We start from the raw sequence: 19,205 nt of genomic DNA, 5'->3' as shown, positions 1-19,205 counted from the left end.
CAATCACGACGGCTTTTTCGCATCAGCGCCCCGCAATCAACGCCGGGTCAGCAACACACCCGATTCCATGTGATGCGTCCACGGGAACTGGTCAAACAACGCGCACTGGGTAATACGGTGCGTGTCGTGCAACTGGGCGATGTTCGCCGCCAAAGTTTCCGGGTTGCAGGAGATGTACAGGATGTTGTCGAAGCGGCGGGTCAGCTCGCAGGTGTCCGGGTCCATGCCGGCGCGCGGCGGGTCGACGAAGACGCTGCCGAACTCGTAGCTCTTCAGGTCGATGCCTTGCAGGCGGCGGAACGGGCGCACTTCGTTGAGCGCTTCGGTCAGTTCTTCGGCAGACAAACGCACCAGAGTGACGTTATCCACAGCGTTTTCGCTGAGGTTGCTCAATGCAGCGTTGACCGAGGTCTTGCTGATTTCGGTGGCCAGGACTTTGCGCACGCGAGTGGCGAGCGGCAGGGTGAAGTTGCCGTTGCCGCAGTACAGCTCCAGCAGATCGTCTGTGCGATCGCCCAATGCCTCGTACGCCCAGTTCAGCATCTTCTGGTTCACGGTGCCGTTTGGCTGGGTGAACGCGCCTTCCGGCTGGCGATAGCTGAAGGTGCGACCGCCGACTTCGAGTTTCTCGACCACGTAATCGAGGCCAAGCACTTCGCGTTTGCCCTTCGAGCGACCGATGATGCTGACGCCGAGATCCGCCGATAGCTTGGTGGCTGCCGCGTGCCAGTGTTCGTCCAGCGGACGGTGATAGCACAGGGTGATCATCGCATCGCCGGCCAGCGTGGTCAGGAATTCCACCTGAAACAGCTTGTGGCTCAGCGCCGAACTGGCCTGCCACGCCGCTTTCAACTGCGGCATCAACTGATTGATGCGCAGGCTGGCGATCGGGAACTCTTCGATGAGGATCGGCGTGCGTTTGTCGTCCTGAGCGAACATCGCGTAATGACGATCGCCGCCCTCGCGCCACAGGCGGAACTCGGCACGCAGACGGAAGTTCTGCAGCGGCGAGTCGAACACCGTTGGCTCGGGGGCATCGAACGGCGCCAGCAGATCACGCAAGCGCGTGACCTTGGCTTCAAGTTGCTCGGCGTAAGCCTGGGAATCGAAAGTCATGCGTTGAACCAACCCAACTTGATCACAAACAGAATCGACAGAATCACCAGCGCCGGGTTCAGCTCACGGGCGCGGCCCGACAGCAGCTTGATCACGGTCCAGGAGATGAAACCGAACGCGATGCCGTTGGCGATCGAGTAAGTGAACGGCATGGCCAGCGCGGTCACGACAACTGGCGCGGCGACGGTGATGTCGTCCCAGTCTATTTCTGCCAGGCCGGAAGTCATCAACACGGCGACGAACAGCAACGCCGGTGCCGTGGCGAAAGCCGGAACGCTGGCCGCCAGTGGCGAGAAGAACAGCGCCAGCAGGAACAGAATCGCCACGACGATGGCCGTCAGACCGGTACGGCCGCCCGCACTCACGCCGGCAGCGGATTCGATGTAACTGGTGGTGGTCGACGTACCCAGCAACGAACCGGCCATGGCCGCGGTGCTGTCGGCGATCAGGGCGCGGCCCATTTTCGGCATGTGGCCGTCCTTGCCCATCAGGCCGGCACGCTTGGCGACGCCGATCAGGGTGCCGGAGTTGTCGAACAGGTCGACGAACAGGAAGGCGAAGATCACGCTGACCAGACCGATGTCCAGTGCGCCTTTGATGTCCAGTTGCAGGAAAGTCGGAGCCAGCGAAGGTGGCATCGAGGTAACGCCACCAAACGGGGTGAAGCCCATCACGATGGAGGTGATGGTCACCGCGAGAATGCCGATCAGTACCGCACCGCGCACTTTCAGCGCTTCGAGGGCAACGATCAGGGCAAAACCCAGGGTGGCGAGAATCGGTGCCGGCGCTTTCAGGTCACCGAGGCCGACCATGGTTGCCGGGTTGCTGACGACGATACCGGCGTTGTGCAGGGCGATCAGCGCGAGGAACAGGCCGATACCAGCGGCAATTGCCGAGCGCAGCGGCAGCGGGATGCTGTTGATGATCCATTCACGGATGCGGAAGATCGACAGCAGGAAGAACAGCACGGCGGAAATGAACACCGCACCCAACGCCACTTGCCAGGTGTGGCCCATGTGCAAGACGACGGTGTAGGTGAAGAAGGCGTTCAGGCCCATGCCTGGGGCGAGGGCGATCGGGTAGTTGGCGATCAGACCCATGACGGTCGAACCGATGGCGGCCGCCAGACAGGTGGCGACAAACACCGCACCCTTGTCCATACCGGTCTCACCGAGGATGCTCGGGTTGACGAACAGAATGTAGGCCATGGCCAAGAAAGTCGTGATGCCCGCCAGAATCTCGGTGCGCACGTTGGTGTTGTGTGCCTTGAGTTGAAACAGCCTTTCCAGCATGTCTGCTCCCCGTGGCGCGCGTGGCGCCGTGAATGTATCGACCTCAACAGCAAAGCACAGACCGTCGCAAGCGCCTGAAAAATTGTGGTGGGCCGGAAAAAGCCGCGCATCATACCAGCAGCGTGAGGAATATGGCGGTTGTTGGTGTCGATCGTCGGCGAAGTTTTGCCTTGAAGCCAACTGCGCCATACTGCGCGCTGATTTTTTCGGGGTGGGAAGCGCATGAGCAAGTGCTGGATGAAGGTTTTGGGTTTGATTGCCGTACTGATGGCCGGGATGTCGACAGCCTGGGCGGCATCGGCACCGCCGTTGACACAAGTGAAAGTCATCAAGGTGCAATCGCCGGCCTGCGGCCTTGAAGACATCGCCGATGGGCAGGCGCAGACCCAATGCAATCACAGCGGACCGAATATCAAGGTCTACGTGCTCGAAGTCGGCTACGGCAAGAGCCAGCCTCAGGTCGCACTGGACGGTTTCGAAGTGAACGGCACACGTGCCCCGGTGTGTGCTTTTGATAACGGCAACCTCACCGAATGCACTCCCGGCAACAAAACCGTCGGTTCTCTTTATACCTTCGATCTGGCGGGCAAGCAGGAAGGCACTTTCACCTTCAGCAACACCTCGATCAACGCGCCACGCAATACAATGTCGACCCAGCTTTACATCAAGTAACGGCTGTTGCAGCGCGATCCGGGTGAAGCTGACTACGCTTCACGTATCACCCAGCGGATAACGCCCATGACCTTTAGAGCCCTGATTACCCTCGCCGAGGGCATCGATGATCTGCAAAGCGTGACCCTGATCGATGTGTTGCGCCGCGCCGGTATTGAGGTAGTGGCGGCGAGCATCGAAGGTCGGCGCATGCTCACATGCGCGCGCGGCACACGCCTGACCGCCGACGGCATGCTGGTCGATGTGCTGGCGCAAACCTTCGACCTGATCGTCCTGCCCGGCGGTGTTGTCGGTTCACAACATCTGGCCGCGCACCAACCTCTGCAACAGTTGCTCAAGGATCAGGCCAGCGCCGGACGCCTGTTCGCCGCCATCGCCGAATCCCCGGCCGTCGCCCTGCAAACCTTCGGCGTGCTGCGCCAGCGGCGCATGACCTGCCTGCCCAGCGCCAGTCATCAACTCTCGGGCTGTACGTTTGTTGATCAACCGGTGGTGGTCGACGGCAACTGCGTCACCGCACAAGGCTCCAGCGCTGCGCTGGAGTTTGCCTTGACGCTGGTCGAGCAACTCGGCGGCAAGGCCTTGCGGGTGAAAGTGGCGGGGGAGTTGTAGTGGCTGGAGGTGTCAGGCGTGGACAGCGATCAGTTCGATAACCGGTTGCTCCCGATGCTCCGCTTGCCACAGATCATAGTCGGTTTGTACGCCTAGCCACACGCGCGCCTTGCCAATGCCAGCACGCTCAAGACGTACAGCCAGATCCGGGCTGATTGGCGCATGTCCGTGTAATACACGTGAAAGATGCGGGCGTGCGAAGCCCAAGTGTCGGGCCAATTCGGTCACGCTGATGCCAAGCTCGGGCAAGACATCCATCAGCAGTGTTTCACCGGGGTGTGGCGGGTTGTGCATGGGCATGAGCCTGCCTCCTGTCAGTGGTAGTCCAGATAATCGACCAATTCGATGTCCGAACCGACAAAACGAAAGATCACTCGCCAGTTGCCTGAAACGCTCAGCGACCAGTACTCCGTCAGCTCACCTTTCAATGGATGCAGGCGCCAGCCCGGAAGATCCAAGTCTGCGGGAATCGTAGCGCGATCCATGAACTGCAGCATGCGCGACAGCCGTTTTGCGTGGTCGGCACGAATCCCGCGAGTCGAACCTGTTTCATAGAAGCCGCGAAGGCCTTTGTGCTGAAAGGATTTGATCATGGGCTCGAGTGTAAGGCGATACATTACACTCAGTGCGGTAACTATGTACCGCACATTTTCAGTTGTCTTGTGCTTTGGAGGTTGTCAGACCTTCACCTCTTCCACCGGCACATGCATCCGGTCCCGGTTCGCCAGCGTCGGGAACAACTTGATCCACGTCCCGGTCACCACCAGCGTGCCGATCCCGCCCATCACCACCGCCGGCACCGTGCCGAACCAGTGGGCGGTGACGCCGGATTCGAATTCGCCCAGCTGATTCGAAGCACCGATAAACAACCCGTTCACCGCGCTGACCCGGCCGCGCATTTCGTCCGGGGTTTCCAGTTGTACGAAGGACGCGCGGATGACCATGCTGATCATGTCCGCCGCGCCGAGTACCACCAGCACTGCCAGGGAGAACCAGAACGAGGTCGACAGGCCGAAGGCGATGGTGGCGACGCCGAAGATGCCCACCGCTGTGAACATCACCCGACCGACATTGCGCTCCACGGCAAACCGCGCGAGGAACAGCGACATCCCCAGTGCGCCGACCGCCGGTGCCGAACGCAGCAACCCGAGGCCCCACGGCCCGGTCAGCAGAATGTCTTTGGCAAATACCGGCAGCAGCGCCGTGGCCCCGCCGAGCAGTACCGCAAACAAATCCAGCGAAATCGCCCCGAGAATGTCCGGGCGGCTGCGAATGAAACGAATCCCCGCCAGTAACGAATCCAGTGTGGCTTTGCCTTTGTTCAGCGGCGTTTGCCGCGCGGGCAGGTTGAGCATCAGCGTGCAGGCAATCACATAAAGCAGCACTGTCGGGCCGTACACCCAGACGCTTCCGAACGCGTAGAGCAAACCGCCAAGCGCTGGTGCGACGATGGTCGCCGACTGCTGCGCCGATTGCGCCGCCGCTACGGCCCGAGGAAATAGCGCGCTGGGCACAATACTTGGCAGCAACGCCTGTGTGGTCGGCATCTCGAACGAGCGCGCGGCGCCGAGCAGGAAGGCGAGGATGAAGATCATCTCGCGGGTCACGTGGTCGGTGGCGCTGCCGATGGCCAGTGCCAGCGCGATCAACGCCTGTAACGACTGGCAGATCGCCGCGACTTTGCGCCGGTCGTAGCGGTCGGCGACATGCCCGGTGTGCAGCATGAACAGCACGCGCGGGGCGAATTCGACCAGCCCGACCAGACCCAGATCGAGGACGTTGCCGGTCAATTGGTAGAGGTTCCAGCCAATGGCCACGGTGAGCATCTGAAAACCGCTGGCGGTGAAAATCCGCGCGAACCAGAAAGCGAGAAACGGGCGGTGATGACGTAACAGCAGGGGCGCTTGACTGGGCATCTGAAGGCAGGTCTGGCTCGAGGGGAATCGCGAGATTATCACCAGTCTGTAACAGGAAGTTGCTATGACAAAAAATTTAGTTAGGAAGACATCGATTTTTTGCGGTGCAGATTGATTCTGCTGTTCGGGGATTTGCTTTGTTCTCGAGATCTGTACTGTTTTCCTCGCCCCCAGCGCTCCAGGGATTTGTTGCAGGGCTTTGCCAAAGGTTGTGAGGCAACTTGTCACGCGGCAAACGACCACGCAGTTCATCGGCAAAAATGGGACTACTCTTTCAACGTTGCTTGATCCAGATCAAGACCCCGAACGGAATTGATCCGGTGGCCAGTTGGCCAGACTCCCTGCGTTGCGATGGTTGTTTAAAAAGAACGAATCAGAATTCGCCGCACTCCATATCCGTGGGGGCAGTGGGTGCAGGCCTCCGGGTCCGCAGCCGGTATTACCTGACAGAGGAAGCCATATGTTCGGTTTAGAGGCACTAGATCTCGCCCGAATTCAGTTCGCGTTCACCATCTCGTTCCACATCCTGTTCCCGGCCATCACCATTGGCCTGGCGAGTTACCTCGCGGTACTCGAAGGCCTGTGGCTGAAAACCCATAACGACACCTACCGTGACCTCTACCATTTCTGGTCGAAGATCTTCGCCGTCAACTTCGGCATGGGCGTGGTCTCGGGGTTGGTCATGGCCTACCAGTTCGGCACCAACTGGAGCCGCTTCTCGGACTTCGCCGGCGCCGTCACCGGGCCATTGCTGACCTATGAAGTGCTCACGGCGTTCTTCCTCGAGGCCGGTTTCCTTGGGGTGATGCTGTTTGGCTGGAACAAGGTCGGGCGCGGCCTGCACTTCTTTTCCACCGTCATGGTGGCAATCGGCACGCTGATTTCGACCTTCTGGATTCTCGCCTCCAACAGCTGGATGCAGACCCCGCAGGGCTTTGAAATCATCAACGGTCAGGTAATTCCTACTGACTGGCTGGCGATCATCTTCAACCCATCGTTCCCGTATCGCTTGATGCACATGGCAACGGCTGCGTTTGTCGCCACGGCATTCTTCGTCGGCTCCTCGGCGGCCTGGCACTTGCTGCGCGGCAAGGACAATCCGGCGATCCGCACGATGCTGTCGATGGCAATGTGGATGGCGCTGATTGTCGCGCCGATCCAAGCGGTCATCGGCGACTTCCATGGTCTCAATACGCTCAAGCACCAACCGGCAAAAATCGCCGCGATCGAAGGTCACTGGGAAAACCATGGTGATGAAGCGACGCCGCTGATCCTGTTTGGCTGGCCGGACATGAAAGAAGAGAAAACCAAGTTCGCCGTGGAGATCCCATACCTCGGCAGCCTGATCCTGACCCACTCGCTGGACAAACAGGTGCCGGCGCTCAAGGAGTTTCCGCCGGAAGACCGGCCGAATTCGACCATTGTGTTCTGGTCGTTCCGGATCATGGTCGGCCTTGGTTTCCTGATGATCTTCACCGGATTGTGGAGCCTGTGGCTGCGTAAGCGCGACACGCTCTACACCTCACGGCCGTTCCTCTATCTGGCGTTGTGGATGGGGCCGTCCGGTTTGATCGCGATTCTCGCTGGCTGGTTCACCACTGAAATCGGCCGTCAGCCGTGGGTGGTCTACGGGCTGATGCGCACGGCGGACGCGTCTTCAAACCACAGCTTCATGCAGATGAGCATCACCCTGATCATGTTTGTGGTGGTGTACTTCGCCCTGTTCGGTGCCGGTTTGGGCTACATGATGCGTCTGGTGCGCAAAGGGCCGAAGATCAGCGAAGGCGCGGAAACGCCGGACGGTGGTCCAGGCAAGAAACGCACACCGGCCCGTCCGTTGTCCGCTGCCGACGACTCGGCCGATGCCGATCACGGCGACGACGATATTCGCGTGACCAAGGAGATTTGACTCATGGGTATTGATCTTCCGCTGATCTGGGCCGTGATCATCATCTTCGGCATCATGATGTACGTGGTCATGGACGGCTTCGACCTGGGGATCGGGATTCTCTTCCCGTTCATCCCCGGTAAAGTCGACCGTGACGTGATGATGAACACCGTCGCCCCGGTCTGGGACGGCAACGAAACCTGGCTGGTACTGGGCGGCGCGGCGTTGTTTGGCGCGTTCCCGCTGGCCTATTCGGTGGTGTTGTCGGCGCTGTATCTGCCGCTGATCTTCATGCTGATCGGCCTGATCTTTCGTGGTGTGGCCTTCGAGTTCCGCTTCAAGGCCAAGGATGACAAGCGTCACCTGTGGGACAAGGCATTCATCGGCGGCTCGGTGGCGGCAACGTTCTTTCAGGGCGTGGCGCTGGGCGCGTTCATCGATGGCTTGCCGGTGGTCAATCGGCAGTTCGCCGGTGGATCACTGGACTGGCTGACACCGTTCACAATGTTCTGCGGCGCCGCGCTGGTGGTGGCCTATGCCTTGCTCGGCTGCACCTGGTTGATCATGAAAACCGAAGGCAAGCTCCAGGAACAGATGCATGACCTGGCACGGCCATTGGCTTTCGTACTGCTGGCCGTGATCGGTATTGTCAGTATCTGGACGCCGCTGGCTCATCCGGATATTGCCACCCGCTGGTTCAGCATGCCCAACCTGTTCTGGTTCATGCCGGTGCCGATTCTGGTGCTGGTGACCATGTACGGTCTGATCCGCGCCGTGGCGCGCAACGCCAACTACATGCCGTTCCTGCTGACCCTGGTGCTGATCTTCCTCGGCTACAGCGGTCTGGGCATCAGCCTGTGGCCGAACATCGTACCGCCGTCGATCTCGATCTGGGATGCGGCCGCACCGCCGCAAAGTCAGGGCTTCATGCTGGTGGGAACGCTGTTCATCATCCCGTTCATCCTGGGTTACACCTTCTGGAGCTACTACGTGTTCCGCGGCAAGGTTACCCATGAAGACGGCTATCACTAAGCAAAACCTGTGGGAGCGAGCCTGCTCGCGATGGCGTCGGCAATGGCGCCATCAATCTTGAAGAGGTTTGAAGAAAATGACTGGAAAACATTCCCTGCACGACATTGAAGAAGCCGAAAAAAAGCCGCTTTGGCAGCGGCTCGGCTGGTTGGCTCTGATCTGGGCCGGTAGCGTCGGTGTGCTGTTTATCGCCGCCAGCCTGATGCGCATGTTCATGAATGCCGCAGGCCTGACCACCCACTGAATCATCCCCGTCCCGGCGCCTTCGGGTACGGCTTTGCAACCCTCCTTGCGGAGGGTTTTTTTTGCCTGGCGGTTTACTTGCGGGCTTTGAGAATCACGAATTTCGGCGTGGCAGCCACTTGCTCAACGCCGCGAAACAGCCGAGCCAGTTTGCTGTGGTAACCCAGGTGACGGTTGCCGACGATGTACAGTGCGCCGCCCACCACCAACGCTTCGCGCGCCTGCTGGAACATACGCCAGGCGAGGAAGTCGCCAACCACCTGCTGCTGATGGAATGGCGGATTGCACAGCACCACGTCCAGCGATTGTGGTTCCTGCCCGGCCAGACCATCGCCGGCCCGCACGATCACCTCGCGATCACCCAGCGCTGCGCGCCAGTTTTCGGCAGCCGATTGCACGGCCATGAACGATTCGTCGATCAGCGTGTAATGCGCATCGGGGTTTTGCAGCGCACTCGCGATGGCCAGAACTCCGTTGCCACAGCCCAGATCGGCAACTCGGGCGCTACCAAGGTTTTTCGGCAGATGCGGGAGGAAGGCGCGCGTGCCGATGTCCAGGCCTTCGCGGCAGAACACGTTGGCGTGGTTGAGCAACTCGATCGACGGTTCGTCGAGGCGATACCGCGAAGGGTAGGGCGAGACGGCCGGGGCTTTCGCTTCAGGTGTGGCGATCAACAGCCGCGCTTTCTTCACCGCCAGAGAGGCCTGTACCGGGCCGATGTAGCGCTCAAGCAAGTCACCGGCAGCGCGTGGCAGGTGTTTGACCATGGCTGCAGCGACCACTTCGGCACCGGGTGCGAGCTGCCCTTGCAAGCGGATCAGTTGTTCTTCCAGTAGCGCGAGGGTTTTCGGCACGCGGATCAGCACACGATCGAACGGTCCGACCAATGGCTCGCTGGCGGGTATTGCGCGAATGGCGTCGAACGCCTGGCCATTGCGCAGCAGGTTTTTTTCCAGCCCCTGAAACCCCAGAAACGAGTCGCCGCTGCTGCTGACCTTGACCTTGCCCAGCAAGCTGGCCGCCAGCGCACCGAAGCTGTCGTTGAGCACCAATACCCGCGTGTCAGCCGTCGGTTGCTGCGCGGCCAGATGGTTGAGCAGGTATTCGTCGGCCGCATCGAAGGCCTGCAACGGTTCATTCTGCTGCTCGGGCTGGCGGATCAGGTCGAGTTGGGCGAAGGGTGTTTCAAGCAAAGGCATCGGGCGGGAACTCAGGGTAATCAACGGGGTGTTCCGCAGCCTGACAGTGTGCGGCGGAACCGACTGAGTGTAATGCAACGCAGAATGTTCACGTCATCACTCAAGAGGGTCACAAATGGTACGGTTTTTTTGCTGTTATTACCCGCATGTTTTGTAAAGGAGGCAAGGCTGATCGACTAGATGATGTGCGCTCTGACGGCGGCGATGACAGCGGAAATCTTGTTGCAGACGTTGAGCTTCTCGATCACGTTCTGCACGTGATAGTTCACCGTGCGTTCGCTCAGGCTAAGGATCTTCGATATCTCATAGGCCGTTTTGCCACCTGCGGATAACTGCAAAACCTCCAGTTCCCTTGGGGAAAGGTGTGGATGGCGGGGTTTGAGAGAATGAGGCGGCAGTGTCCGGGCAAACATTTCACTCAAGTGACTGGCGGCATAGAACATGTAACCGAAATGCTCATACAGCTCCAGAGGGCTGATCGAGTAATGTTTTCGGGCAAGGCTGATAATACTGCACAAGCCACTCTGCTCGTGATGGAACGACTGCGACCAGCCATTTTGCAGTCCATGTTGCTGTAATCCCTCCCATATCGGCCGGGCGTCGGCAAATACTGATTCGCACCAGACAATGGGAGTCATCGAGTGATTGCAGTGTGCTATTAGTGGGTCGACTTTACTGTAACGGTTTTCTTCATATTGTAAGTTCCATTCTTTAGGGTAGTTATTGATTTGCAAGGTCTTAAGAGGCAGGTCCCGATGGAGTGAAACAACCGAAATTTCACAAAAATTGAATCCGAGGTTTTCGGCGAATCGCAGCAGAATCGGATAAGCAGCATCTACTCCCTTGGCAAACGTCAGTTGTTTCAATTGTGATTCCTTCCATGTTTCCATTTCTGAACACTCCATTGACGTTGCGGGGGGGGGCGCGGAATGGATCCAAAGGATCCGGCACGCAACGAAGTGTAGGATGTTTCTTACGGAGTGCTTTGAATTTTTTCGGTATTGAACATTGATGATCTGTCTATAAAGAGTTCTTAGTGCTCAGAAACTTTACATTTGAGTCTTCATGTAAAGTTGTTGCTCTAATTCTGACTTTTTTAACAGTTTAATGCTTTGACGGTGTCCGGAAACGGTTGAATACCATTATCAGTTGTCGGTGTTTCGCAGGTTCGATTTGCGCGACACTGGCCGTCACCGATCAATGGAGTGCCCCATGACCGCCAGTGCCGAGAAATACACCACGCAGACCTTGCTCGATGTTCAAACCTTGACGCCGAGCCTGTTTACCTTGCGCACCAGCCGGGATGCCGGGTTTCGTTTCCGTGCGGGGCAGTTCGCCCGGCTCGGTGTGACCAAGGCCGATGGCAGTACCGTGTGGCGCGCTTATTCGATGGTATCGTCGCCGTTTGACGAGTTTCTCGAGTTCTTTTCCATCGTGGTGCCGGGGGGAGAGTTCACCAGTGAGCTGAGCCGGTTGCAGGTTGGCGACACTTTGCTGGTGGAGCGCCAGGCATTCGGCTATCTGACCCTTGATCGCTTTGTCGACGGGCGTGATCTCTGGCTGCTGTCCACGGGTACGGGGGTGGCGCCATTCCTGTCGATTTTGCAGGACTTCGAAGTCTGGGAAAAATTCGAGCGCATCATTCTGGTGTACAGCGTGCGCGAAGCGCGGGAGTTGGCCTATCACGATCTGATTGCCGGACTCAAGCAGCGCGAGTACCTCAGCGAACATGCCCACAAATTGCAGTTCATCGCGACGGTGACGCGTGAGGCGCACCCCGGCGCACTGCACGGCCGTATTACTACGCTGATCGAAAACGGAGAATTGGAGCGCGCAGCGGGCGTGGAGCTGTCGGCGGAGCACTCGCGGGTCATGCTGTGCGGCAATCCGCAGATGATCGATGACACGCGCGCGTTGCTGAAAAAACGCCACATGAGCCTCAGCCTCACCCGCCGGCCAGGCCAAGTGGCCGTGGAAAACTACTGGTAAACAAACGGCGCCTCGAAGGCGCCGTTGTTTCTATCGTGCAAAGGATCAAGGCCGGGTGTTCTGGGCCTTGAGCAAGTCGCGGATCTCGCCCAGCAACTCTTCTTCCTTGGTCGGAACCGGTGGCAGGGTAGGGGCCACGGCTTCTTCGCGTTTCAGACGGTTGATGGCTTTGACCCCCATGAAGATCGCGAAAGCGACGATCACGAAGTCCAGAACGCTCTGGATGAACTTGCCGTAAGCCAGCATGACCGCAGGAGCATTGCCCTCGGCGGCCTTGAGCGTGATGGCCAGATCACTGAAGTCCACCCCACCGATCAGCAGGCCGATTGGCGGCATGATCACGTCACCGACAAACGACGAAACAATCTTGCCGAAGGCGGCACCGATGATGATACCGACGGCCATGTCGACCACATTGCCTTTGACCGCGAAGGCCTTGAACTCACTTAGCACGCCCATAGTTATTTCCTTGTTACAGATGAGTTTGGTGTACGCAGTGTAAATCAGCAAAACGCGTCCTGCGCGAAACACCTTCTTACAATGCCCGTTTTTATCGACACATCAATCGGCGATTAGTTTGCAAAGTGCCATCAATCGCGCGCGGAATATACGGTAACTCGCTGATCGAACAGCCAATTTTCTCAATCATGGCGTTACGTTCTTTCTATTTATGTTCGACGTCTCAGGCCTCTAGCCTTGGCTTGGCGCATCTGGATGCGCCCCAAAATAACCAGAGGATCCTGATATGAACTCCGCACTTGGACTGGGGGCTTTTCCCCGTCGCCGCACCCTCGGTGTACTCACCGCCAGCCTGTTGACCTTTTCGGTTAACGCCGCGCCCCTGACCCGCGATAACGGCGCCGCCGTCGGCGACAATCAGAACTCGCAGACCGCCGGCGCCAGCGGCCCGGTGCTGCTGCAGGATGTACAACTGATTCAGAAACTGCAGCGCTTCGATCGCGAGCGCATTCCTGAGCGAGTGGTTCACGCCCGCGGCACCGGCGCCCATGGCACCTTCACTGTCACCAACGATCTCAGCGACCTGAGCAAGGCCAAGGTATTCGCCGCCGGCCAGAGCACACCGGTGTTTGTGCGCTTCTCTGCGGTGGTGCACGGTAATCACTCGCCGGAAACCCTGCGTGATCCGCGGGGGTTCGCCACCAAGTTCTACACGGCTGACGGCAACTGGGATCTGGTAGGCAACAATTTCCCGACCTTTTTCATTCGTGACGCGATCAAGTTCCCGGACATGGTTCACGCGTTCAAGCCCGACCCGCGTACTAACCTTGACGACGACTCGCGCCGTTTCGACTTCTTCTCACATGTACCGGAGGCAACCCGTACATTGACCGAGTTGTATTCGAATTCGGGTACTCCTGCCAGTTATCGAGAGATGGACGGTAATGGCGTACATGCTTACAAGTTGATCAACGCCAAGGGTGAAGTTCATTACGTCAAGTTTCACTGGAAGAGCTTGCAGGGTCTTAATAATCTGACGCCGAAACAAGTCGCCAACGTTCAAGGTCAAGACTACAGTCATATGACCAATGATCTGGTGAGCAATATCAATAAAGGTAACTTCCCGAAATGGGACTTGTACATTCAAGTGCTGAAACCACAAGATTTGTCCAAGTTTGATTTTGATCCATTGGATGCCACCAAGATCTGGCCAGGTATTCCTGAGCGAAAAGTTGGACAAATGGTGTTGAACCGTAATCCGGCAAATGTATTCCAGGAAACCGAACAAGTGGCCATGGCGCCAGCGAATATTGTTCCGGGTATCGAGCCTTCCGAAGACCGTTTGTTGCAAGGTCGAGTGTTCTCTTATGCCGATACGCAAATGTATCGGCTGGGTGCCAATGCTCTGCAATTGCCAATCAACGCGGCAAAAGTTGCGGTGAACAATGGCAATCAGGATGGCGCGATGAACTTCGGCGCGAGCAACTCGGGTGTGAACTATCAGCCGAGCCGACTGCAACCCCGTGACGAGACGCCAAGTGCGCGTTATAGCCAGTCGACGCTGTCGGGCAGCACCCAGCAGGCGAAGATCCAGCGTGAGCAGAACTTCAAGCAGGCCGGTGATCTGTATCGCTCGTTCAGCCAGCAAGAGCGTCAGGACCTGATCGACAGCTTCGGCGGCTCGCTGGCGACCACCGATGACGAGAGCAAGCACATCATCCTGTCCTTCCTTTATAAGGCTGACCCGGAATACGGGACCGGTGTGACCAAAGTGGCCAAGGGCGACCTGAGCCGGGTCAAGGCGTTGGCGGCCAAACTGGCCGACTGATACAGATGTAGCGCACGCGGGGCCTGAGTCAGGCCCCGTTCTGTTCAAGGAGACTATTGATGCGAATCTGTCTTTTACTGTTGGCCGGTTGCCTGTCGTTCGCGGCGTGGGCGGCACCGACCGGGCAGAGTCCCGAGGCGATCAAAGCCCAACTTCAGGACTACTACTTCGACGCGGCCCGGCGCGGTGATGTGCCGATGCTCGACACGTTCATCGAGTCGGGTTATTCCCTCGATACCCGCGACACCAAGGGCTACACCGCGCTGATTCTGGCGGCCTATCACGGTCAGGCACCCGCGGTGGAACGGTTGCTCGCTGCCGGCGCCGATGCCTGCGCTCAGGACCTGCGCGGTAACACGGCGCTGATGGGCGCAATTTTCAAAGGTGAATTACAGATTGCCCGCCGCCTGATGACCACCGATTGCAGCCCCGATCAGCGTAACGGCGCCGGGCAGACGGCGGCCATGTACGCCGGTTTGTTCAAGCGTCTGGAATTGCTCGATGCGCTGAAGGCCAAGGGTGCTGACTTGAATGCCGAGGATCCGTTGGGCAATAGCGCCGCGCGTCTGGCCAGCGGCGAAATCCGCAATGCTGCGCCGCGCTGATCGGCGGCCCGTGCGTTATCATCGCGGTTTTTGTCGGGGGTTCTGATGGCCAAGGCCAAGCGCATGTACGGCTGCACCGAGTGCGGCGCAACCTTTCCCAAGTGGGCCGGTCAGTGCGGTGAGTGTGGTGCCTGGAACACCCTGACCGAGACCATGATCGAAAGCGGCGGCGCCACGGCACCGACCGGCCGCACCGGTTGGGCCGGACAGCAGGCACAGATCAAAACCCTGGCTGAAGTCAGCATCGAAGAGATTCCGCGCTTCTCCACCGCGTCTGGTGAACTCGATCGCGTGCTCGGTGGCGGTCTGGTCGATGGCTCGGTGGTGCTGATCGGCGGCGATCCGGGCATCGGCAAATCGACGATTCTGTTACAGACCCTGTGCAACCTCGCCAAGAGCATGCCGGCCCTGTACGTCACTGGCGAAGAATCCCAGCAGCAAGTGGCCATGCGCGCCCGCCGTCTCGGCTTGCCGCAGGATCAACTGCGGGTGATGACCGAAACCTGCATCGAAACCATCATCGCCACCGCTCGTCAGGAAAAGCCCAAGGTGATGGTGATCGACTCGATCCAGACGATCTTCACCGAACAACTGCAATCGGCACCTGGCGGTGTTTCCCAGGTGCGTGAGAGTGCGGCGTTGCTGGTGCGTTATGCCAAGCAGAGCGGCACGGCGATTTTCCTCGTCGGCCACGTGACCAAGGAAGGCGCGCTGGCGGGGCCTCGAGTTCTCGAGCACATGGTCGACACCGTGCTGTATTTCGAAGGCGAGTCCGATGGGCGCCTGCGTTTGCTGCGCGCGGTGAAAAACCGTTTCGGTGCGGTCAACGAATTGGGCGTGTTCGGCATGACTGACAAGGGCTTGAAAGAAGTCTCCAACCCGTCGGCGATTTTTCTTACTCGTGCGCAGGAAGAAGTCCCGGGCAGTGTGGTCATGGCAACGTGGGAAGGCACGCGACCGATGCTGGTGGAAGTGCAGGCGCTGGTCGATGACAGTCATCTGGCCAATCCGCGTCGGGTGACGCTGGGACTGGATCAGAACCGTTTGGCGATGTTGCTCGCGGTGTTGCACCGCCATGGCGGGATTCCGACGCACGACCAGGATGTGTTCCTCAACGTGGTGGGCGGGGTGAAGGTGCTGGAAACGGCGTCTGATCTGGCGTTGATGGCGGCGGTGATGTCGAGCTTGCGCAATCGGCCGTTGCCGCATGATCTGCTGGTGTTCGGTGAGGTCGGCCTGTCCGGCGAAGTGCGCCCAGTGCCGAGCGGTCAAGAGCGGTTGAAGGAAGCGGCGAAGCATGGCTTCAAACGGGCGATCGTGCCGAAGGGCAATGCGCCGAAGGAATCCCCACCAGGCTTGCAGATCATTGCCGTGACCCGCCTCGAACAGGCCCTCGACGCATTGTTTGAGTGAACTCCTGACCTGTGGGAGCGAGCCTGCTCGCGAAGGGGCCGTGTCAGTCGGCATCATTGTTCAATGACACACCGTCTTCGCGAGCAGGCTCGCTCCCACAGGGGATTGTATTGATGGCTAGATTTCGATCAGGGCGCCCAACTCGCGCTCCAGTTCGGCCTCATCCGCCAGATTCAACTCGATCAACCGTCGCAAGCGCTGGATCGATTCCAGGCTTATATGTCGGCAGACAAAGCCCAACTGGCCTTTTTCTTCATGGGCCAACTGCACATCCATCTCGATATCGACGTCATCGCTCAAATGAATGTCGACGAGAAAGTCCTGCGACTTGTCCCCCAGCCAAGGCTCCGGCCGCTCGATCAGCAGTCCCTTGAGCGACAGGTCGATCAGCTTGACCGGCCAGATGTACTCGCCCTGACTCAGCTCGGTTCTGGCATCGAACGCAATACGTTGGAAACGACGTCGATTGGCGGGGTGCTCGCTCATGGCGCAATCCTCATGAAGGTTCGCTGACTATAGACCGCGAATGCGGGCGCCAGCCAGTCGCTAAAGCGTCTAGACCAACGTCGGGGTATGGCCTTTGGCGCCGTAAGCGCTAAACTCGGGGTGGCTGTCTTTCTTGTCCACCCTGGCTGGAATAATAAAATGAAAAATAATAATAGCCTGCTACGCCACTTACCCTGGCTAGTGCTGGCAATCGTAGGAGCGTGCGCCCTGGGCGTAGTGGCATTGCGCCGAGGCGAGGCGATCAATGCCTTGTGGATTGTGGTCGCCGCTGTGGCCATTTATCTGGTTGCGTACCGTTACTACAGCCTGTTCATCGCTAACAATGTGATGCAACTCGATCCGCGTCGGGCCACCCCCGCCGTGCTCAACAACGACGGTCTGGACTATGTGCCGACCAACAAACACATTCTTTTCGGTCACCACTTCGCTGCCATCGCTGGCGCGGGGCCTCTGGTCGGCCCGGTATTGGCGGCGCAGATGGGCTACTTGCCCGGCACGCTGTGGCTGATAGCTGGGGTGGTGCTGGCGGGCGCGGTGCAGGACTTCATGGTTCTGTTCATGTCGACCCGGCGCAACGGCCGTTCCCTGGGCGACATGGTGCGTGAAGAAATGGGCCGCGTGCCCGGCACCATCGCCTTGTTCGGCTGCTTCCTGATCATGATCATCATCCTCGCGGTGCTGGCGTTGATCGTGGTTAAAGCGCTGGCGGAGAGCCCATGGGGCATCTTCACCGTGATGGCGACCATCCCGATCGCGATGTTCATGGGCATTTACATGCGCTACATCCGCCCGGGCCGCATCGGCGAAATTTCCGTGGTCGGCGTGTTGCTGCTGCTCGGTTCGATCTGGCTCGGTGGGCAGATTGCCGCTGATCCGGTGTGGGCCAAGGCGTTCACCTTCACCGGCGTGCAGATTACCTGGATGCTGGTCGGTTACGGTTTCGTCGCGGCATCGTTGCCGGTGTGGCTGATTCTGGCACCGCGTGACTATCTGTCGACGTTCCTCAAGATCGGCACCATCGTCGCCCTGGCGATCGGTATTCTGATCACCATGCCCGAGCTGAAAATGCCGGCGCTGACCCAGTTCGTCGACGGCACCGGCCCGGTATGGAAGGGCGGTCTGTTCCCGTTCCTGTTCATCACCATCGCTTGCGGTGCGGTTTCCGGTTTCCACGCGCTGATTTCTTCGGGCACCACGCCGAAGCTGCTGGATAACGAAACCAACGCCCGTTACATCGGTTACGGCGGCATGCTGATGGAATCGTTCGTCGCGATCATGGCCATGGTTGCCGCTTCGGTGATCGAGCCAGGCGTGTACTTCGCCATGAACAGTCCGGCTGCCGTGGTCGGCAGTGACGTCGCATCGGTTGCGCAAGTGGTCTCCAGCTGGGGCTTCGCGATCACGCCGGAAGCGCTGCAAGCCGTGGCGCATGACATTGGCGAAACCACCATCCTGGCGCGAGCCGGTGGTGCGCCGACCCTGGCGGTCGGTATCGCGCAGATTCTGCACAGTGTCCTGCCGGGTGAAAACACCATGGCATTCTGGTACCACTTTGCGATCCTGTTTGAAGCGCTGTTCATCCTCACCGCTGTCGATGCCGGTACCCGTGCCGGGCGTTTCATGCTGCAGGATCTGCTCGGCTCCTTCGTTCCGGCGCTGAAACGCACCGAATCGTGGACCGCCAACCTGATCGCCACTGCCGGTTGTGTGGCGATGTGGGGCTGGTTGCTCTACCAAGGCGTGATCGATCCACTGGGCGGCATCAACACCTTGTGGCCACTGTTCGGTATCTCCAACCAGATGCTGGCCGGTATCGCGCTGATGCTCGGCACCGTGGTCCTGATCAAAATGAAGCGCCAGCGCTACATCTGGGTCACCCTGCTGCCAGCCACTTGGCTGCTGATCTGCACCACGACCGCGGGCTTCATCAAACTGTTCGACGCCAATCCGGCGATCGGTTTCCTGTCGCTGGCCAAGAAGTACAGCGATGCGCTGGCCAACGGTCAGGTGCTGGCACCGGCAAAAAGCGTCGAGCAGATGCAGCACGTGATCTTCAACGCCTACACCAACGCAACGCTCACCGCGCTGTTCCTGTTCGTGGTCTTCAGCATCCTGTTCTATGCGCTCAAGGTCGGCATCGCCGCCTGGGGCAAAAAAGAGCGCACGGATAAAGAATCGCCGTTCCAGGCTCTGCCGGATGCGTAACCAGAGGATTGCACCATGTTCAATGACCTGAGTCGCCTCGGTAAATACCTCGGTCAGGCTGCGCGCCTGATGGTCGGCATGCCCGACTACGACACCTACGTCGAGCATATGCAAACCAAGCACCCGGACAAACCGGTGATGAGCTACGAGATGTTCTTCCGCGAACGTCAGGAAGCCCGTTACGGTGGCAAGGGTGGGCCGAAGTGCTGTTGAGCTGACAGCGCAAGGT

General features: G+C 59.0%; 20 protein-coding genes. 11 read left to right on the top strand and 9 right to left on the bottom strand.

Annotated features, from left to right (window positions below; genetic code table 11):
* Positions 1-36: 36 nt before the first annotated feature.
* Together trmA and PspS49_RS25445 are read right to left on the bottom strand one after the other, a co-directional pair.
* Positions 37-1,116 (bottom strand): tRNA (uridine(54)-C5)-methyltransferase TrmA, encoded by a 1,080-nt coding sequence (gene trmA, locus PspS49_RS25450; RefSeq protein ID WP_160041902.1) that lies wholly within the window; start codon positions 1,114-1,116, stop codon positions 37-39.
* Positions 1,113-2,408, bottom strand: a complete 1,296-nt coding sequence (locus PspS49_RS25445) for an NCS2 family permease (protein WP_127929861.1) — start codon at positions 2,406-2,408, stop codon at positions 1,113-1,115. The genes trmA and PspS49_RS25445 overlap by 4 nt, the downstream gene beginning before the upstream one ends.
* A 222-nt stretch (positions 2,409-2,630) precedes the next feature.
* Between PspS49_RS25445 and PspS49_RS25440 the strand changes: the two genes are divergently transcribed.
* Together PspS49_RS25440 and PspS49_RS25435 are read left to right on the top strand one after the other, a co-directional pair.
* Positions 2,631-3,080 carry a DUF4879 domain-containing protein gene (locus tag PspS49_RS25440; protein WP_007909735.1) on the top strand — a complete coding sequence of 150 codons (450 nt, stop codon included), beginning with the start codon at positions 2,631-2,633 and terminating at the stop codon, positions 3,078-3,080.
* 66 nt (positions 3,081-3,146) lie between these two features.
* A complete protein-coding gene (locus PspS49_RS25435) occupies positions 3,147-3,692 on the top strand; it encodes a DJ-1 family glyoxalase III (RefSeq protein ID WP_034153820.1) in 546 nt (181 codons plus the stop codon).
* 12 nt (positions 3,693-3,704) lie between these two features.
* Here the strand turns inward: PspS49_RS25435 and PspS49_RS25430 are convergent, their stop codons facing one another.
* From PspS49_RS25430 to PspS49_RS25420, 3 genes are all read right to left on the bottom strand, one after another.
* Complete coding sequence (locus PspS49_RS25430; protein ID WP_095048728.1) at positions 3,705-3,992, bottom strand: HigA family addiction module antitoxin; 288 nt, start codon at positions 3,990-3,992, stop codon at positions 3,705-3,707.
* Between the two features lie 14 nt (positions 3,993-4,006).
* Positions 4,007-4,285, bottom strand: coding sequence for a type II toxin-antitoxin system RelE/ParE family toxin (locus PspS49_RS25425; protein ID WP_127929858.1), 279 nt, complete (start codon positions 4,283-4,285; stop codon positions 4,007-4,009).
* Between the two features lie 84 nt (positions 4,286-4,369).
* Entirely contained in the window at positions 4,370-5,608 is a 1,239-nt protein-coding gene (locus PspS49_RS25420; RefSeq protein ID WP_150775713.1) for an MFS transporter, read from the bottom strand.
* 460 nt (positions 5,609-6,068) lie between these two features.
* Here PspS49_RS25420 and PspS49_RS25415 point away from each other — a divergent pair, with 460 nt between their 5' ends.
* The 3 genes from PspS49_RS25415 (at position 6,069) to PspS49_RS25405 (ending at position 8,772) form a co-directional block, all read left to right on the top strand.
* Positions 6,069-7,517 (top strand): cytochrome ubiquinol oxidase subunit I, encoded by a 1,449-nt coding sequence (locus tag PspS49_RS25415; RefSeq protein ID WP_150775714.1) that lies wholly within the window; start codon positions 6,069-6,071, stop codon positions 7,515-7,517.
* A gap of 3 nt (positions 7,518-7,520) precedes the next feature.
* Positions 7,521-8,528 (top strand): cytochrome d ubiquinol oxidase subunit II, encoded by a 1,008-nt coding sequence (gene cydB / locus PspS49_RS25410; RefSeq protein WP_007909749.1) that lies wholly within the window; start codon positions 7,521-7,523, stop codon positions 8,526-8,528.
* A gap of 76 nt (positions 8,529-8,604) precedes the next feature.
* Positions 8,605-8,772: a DUF2474 domain-containing protein gene (locus tag PspS49_RS25405; RefSeq protein ID WP_103303628.1), complete on the top strand. Its 168-nt coding sequence runs from the start codon at positions 8,605-8,607 to the stop codon at positions 8,770-8,772.
* A 73-nt stretch (positions 8,773-8,845) separates the two neighbouring features.
* Here PspS49_RS25405 and PspS49_RS25400 read toward each other — a convergent pair whose 3' ends face one another.
* Together PspS49_RS25400 and PspS49_RS29730 are read right to left on the bottom strand one after the other, a co-directional pair.
* Positions 8,846-9,970, bottom strand: coding sequence for a class I SAM-dependent methyltransferase (locus PspS49_RS25400; protein ID WP_150775716.1), 1,125 nt, complete (start codon positions 9,968-9,970; stop codon positions 8,846-8,848).
* A gap of 176 nt (positions 9,971-10,146) precedes the next feature.
* A complete protein-coding gene (locus PspS49_RS29730; protein WP_174245088.1) occupies positions 10,147-10,860 on the bottom strand; it encodes an autoinducer binding domain-containing protein in 714 nt (237 codons plus the stop codon).
* A gap of 322 nt (positions 10,861-11,182) precedes the next feature.
* Here PspS49_RS29730 and PspS49_RS25385 point away from each other — a divergent pair, with 322 nt between their 5' ends.
* A complete protein-coding gene (locus PspS49_RS25385; RefSeq protein WP_150751717.1) occupies positions 11,183-11,959 on the top strand; it encodes a ferredoxin--NADP reductase in 777 nt (258 codons plus the stop codon).
* A 45-nt stretch (positions 11,960-12,004) separates the two neighbouring features.
* Here PspS49_RS25385 and mscL read toward each other — a convergent pair whose 3' ends face one another.
* Positions 12,005-12,418, bottom strand: a complete 414-nt coding sequence (gene mscL, locus PspS49_RS25380) for a large-conductance mechanosensitive channel protein MscL (RefSeq protein WP_007909770.1) — start codon at positions 12,416-12,418, stop codon at positions 12,005-12,007.
* A gap of 286 nt (positions 12,419-12,704) precedes the next feature.
* On the opposite strand from mscL, the gene katB reads away from it, so the two are divergent.
* The 3 genes from katB to radA are packed head-to-tail and all read left to right on the top strand — an operon-like array spanning position 12,705 to position 16,264.
* A complete protein-coding gene (gene katB / locus PspS49_RS25375) occupies positions 12,705-14,246 on the top strand; it encodes a catalase KatB (protein WP_127929853.1) in 1,542 nt (513 codons plus the stop codon).
* A 59-nt stretch (positions 14,247-14,305) separates the two neighbouring features.
* The gene (locus PspS49_RS25370; RefSeq protein WP_150775717.1) at positions 14,306-14,851 is read left to right on the top strand and encodes an ankyrin repeat domain-containing protein; all 546 of its coding nucleotides are present in this window, start codon (positions 14,306-14,308) and stop codon (positions 14,849-14,851) included.
* A gap of 45 nt (positions 14,852-14,896) precedes the next feature.
* Positions 14,897-16,264: a DNA repair protein RadA gene (radA, locus tag PspS49_RS25365; protein ID WP_007909773.1), complete on the top strand. Its 1,368-nt coding sequence runs from the start codon at positions 14,897-14,899 to the stop codon at positions 16,262-16,264.
* Between the two features lie 117 nt (positions 16,265-16,381).
* On the opposite strand, the gene PspS49_RS25360 is transcribed toward radA, so the two are convergent.
* Complete coding sequence (locus tag PspS49_RS25360) at positions 16,382-16,750, bottom strand: PilZ domain-containing protein (RefSeq protein ID WP_127929851.1); 369 nt, start codon at positions 16,748-16,750, stop codon at positions 16,382-16,384.
* Between the two features lie 159 nt (positions 16,751-16,909).
* Between PspS49_RS25360 and PspS49_RS25355 the strand changes: the two genes are divergently transcribed.
* The gene (locus tag PspS49_RS25355) at positions 16,910-18,976 is read left to right on the top strand and encodes a carbon starvation CstA family protein (RefSeq protein ID WP_095121699.1); all 2,067 of its coding nucleotides are present in this window, start codon (positions 16,910-16,912) and stop codon (positions 18,974-18,976) included.
* A gap of 15 nt (positions 18,977-18,991) precedes the next feature.
* A complete protein-coding gene (locus PspS49_RS25350; protein WP_003228401.1) occupies positions 18,992-19,189 on the top strand; it encodes a YbdD/YjiX family protein in 198 nt (65 codons plus the stop codon).
* Positions 19,190-19,205: the final 16 nt, after the last annotated feature.

Origin of the sequence: Pseudomonas sp. S49, from assembly GCF_009866785.1 — a bacterium.
In the GTDB taxonomy this organism is placed as follows: Bacteria; Pseudomonadota; Gammaproteobacteria; order Pseudomonadales; family Pseudomonadaceae; genus Aquipseudomonas.
This window is presented reverse-complemented; position numbering and strand designations above follow the sequence as displayed.

Coding starts and splice junctions, on each gene's coding strand:
- trmA (WP_160041902.1), bottom strand. CDS start 1,116: ATGACTTTCGATTCCCAGGCTTACGCCGAGCAACTTGAAGCCAAGGTC.
- PspS49_RS25445 (WP_127929861.1), bottom strand. CDS start 2,408: ATGCTGGAAAGGCTGTTTCAACTCAAGGCACACAACACCAACGTGCGC.
- PspS49_RS25440 (WP_007909735.1), top strand. CDS start 2,631: ATGAGCAAGTGCTGGATGAAGGTTTTGGGTTTGATTGCCGTACTGATG.
- PspS49_RS25435 (WP_034153820.1), top strand. CDS start 3,147: ATGACCTTTAGAGCCCTGATTACCCTCGCCGAGGGCATCGATGATCTG.
- PspS49_RS25430 (WP_095048728.1), bottom strand. CDS start 3,992: ATGCCCATGCACAACCCGCCACACCCCGGTGAAACACTGCTGATGGAT.
- PspS49_RS25425 (WP_127929858.1), bottom strand. CDS start 4,285: ATGATCAAATCCTTTCAGCACAAAGGCCTTCGCGGCTTCTATGAAACA.
- PspS49_RS25420 (WP_150775713.1), bottom strand. CDS start 5,608: ATGCCCAGTCAAGCGCCCCTGCTGTTACGTCATCACCGCCCGTTTCTC.
- PspS49_RS25415 (WP_150775714.1), top strand. CDS start 6,069: ATGTTCGGTTTAGAGGCACTAGATCTCGCCCGAATTCAGTTCGCGTTC.
- cydB (WP_007909749.1), top strand. CDS start 7,521: ATGGGTATTGATCTTCCGCTGATCTGGGCCGTGATCATCATCTTCGGC.
- PspS49_RS25405 (WP_103303628.1), top strand. CDS start 8,605: ATGACTGGAAAACATTCCCTGCACGACATTGAAGAAGCCGAAAAAAAG.
- PspS49_RS25400 (WP_150775716.1), bottom strand. CDS start 9,970: ATGCCTTTGCTTGAAACACCCTTCGCCCAACTCGACCTGATCCGCCAG.
- PspS49_RS29730 (WP_174245088.1), bottom strand. CDS start 10,860: ATGGAAACATGGAAGGAATCACAATTGAAACAACTGACGTTTGCCAAG.
- PspS49_RS25385 (WP_150751717.1), top strand. CDS start 11,183: ATGACCGCCAGTGCCGAGAAATACACCACGCAGACCTTGCTCGATGTT.
- mscL (WP_007909770.1), bottom strand. CDS start 12,418: ATGGGCGTGCTAAGTGAGTTCAAGGCCTTCGCGGTCAAAGGCAATGTG.
- katB (WP_127929853.1), top strand. CDS start 12,705: ATGAACTCCGCACTTGGACTGGGGGCTTTTCCCCGTCGCCGCACCCTC.
- PspS49_RS25370 (WP_150775717.1), top strand. CDS start 14,306: ATGCGAATCTGTCTTTTACTGTTGGCCGGTTGCCTGTCGTTCGCGGCG.
- radA (WP_007909773.1), top strand. CDS start 14,897: ATGGCCAAGGCCAAGCGCATGTACGGCTGCACCGAGTGCGGCGCAACC.
- PspS49_RS25360 (WP_127929851.1), bottom strand. CDS start 16,750: ATGAGCGAGCACCCCGCCAATCGACGTCGTTTCCAACGTATTGCGTTC.
- PspS49_RS25355 (WP_095121699.1), top strand. CDS start 16,910: ATGAAAAATAATAATAGCCTGCTACGCCACTTACCCTGGCTAGTGCTG.
- PspS49_RS25350 (WP_003228401.1), top strand. CDS start 18,992: ATGTTCAATGACCTGAGTCGCCTCGGTAAATACCTCGGTCAGGCTGCG.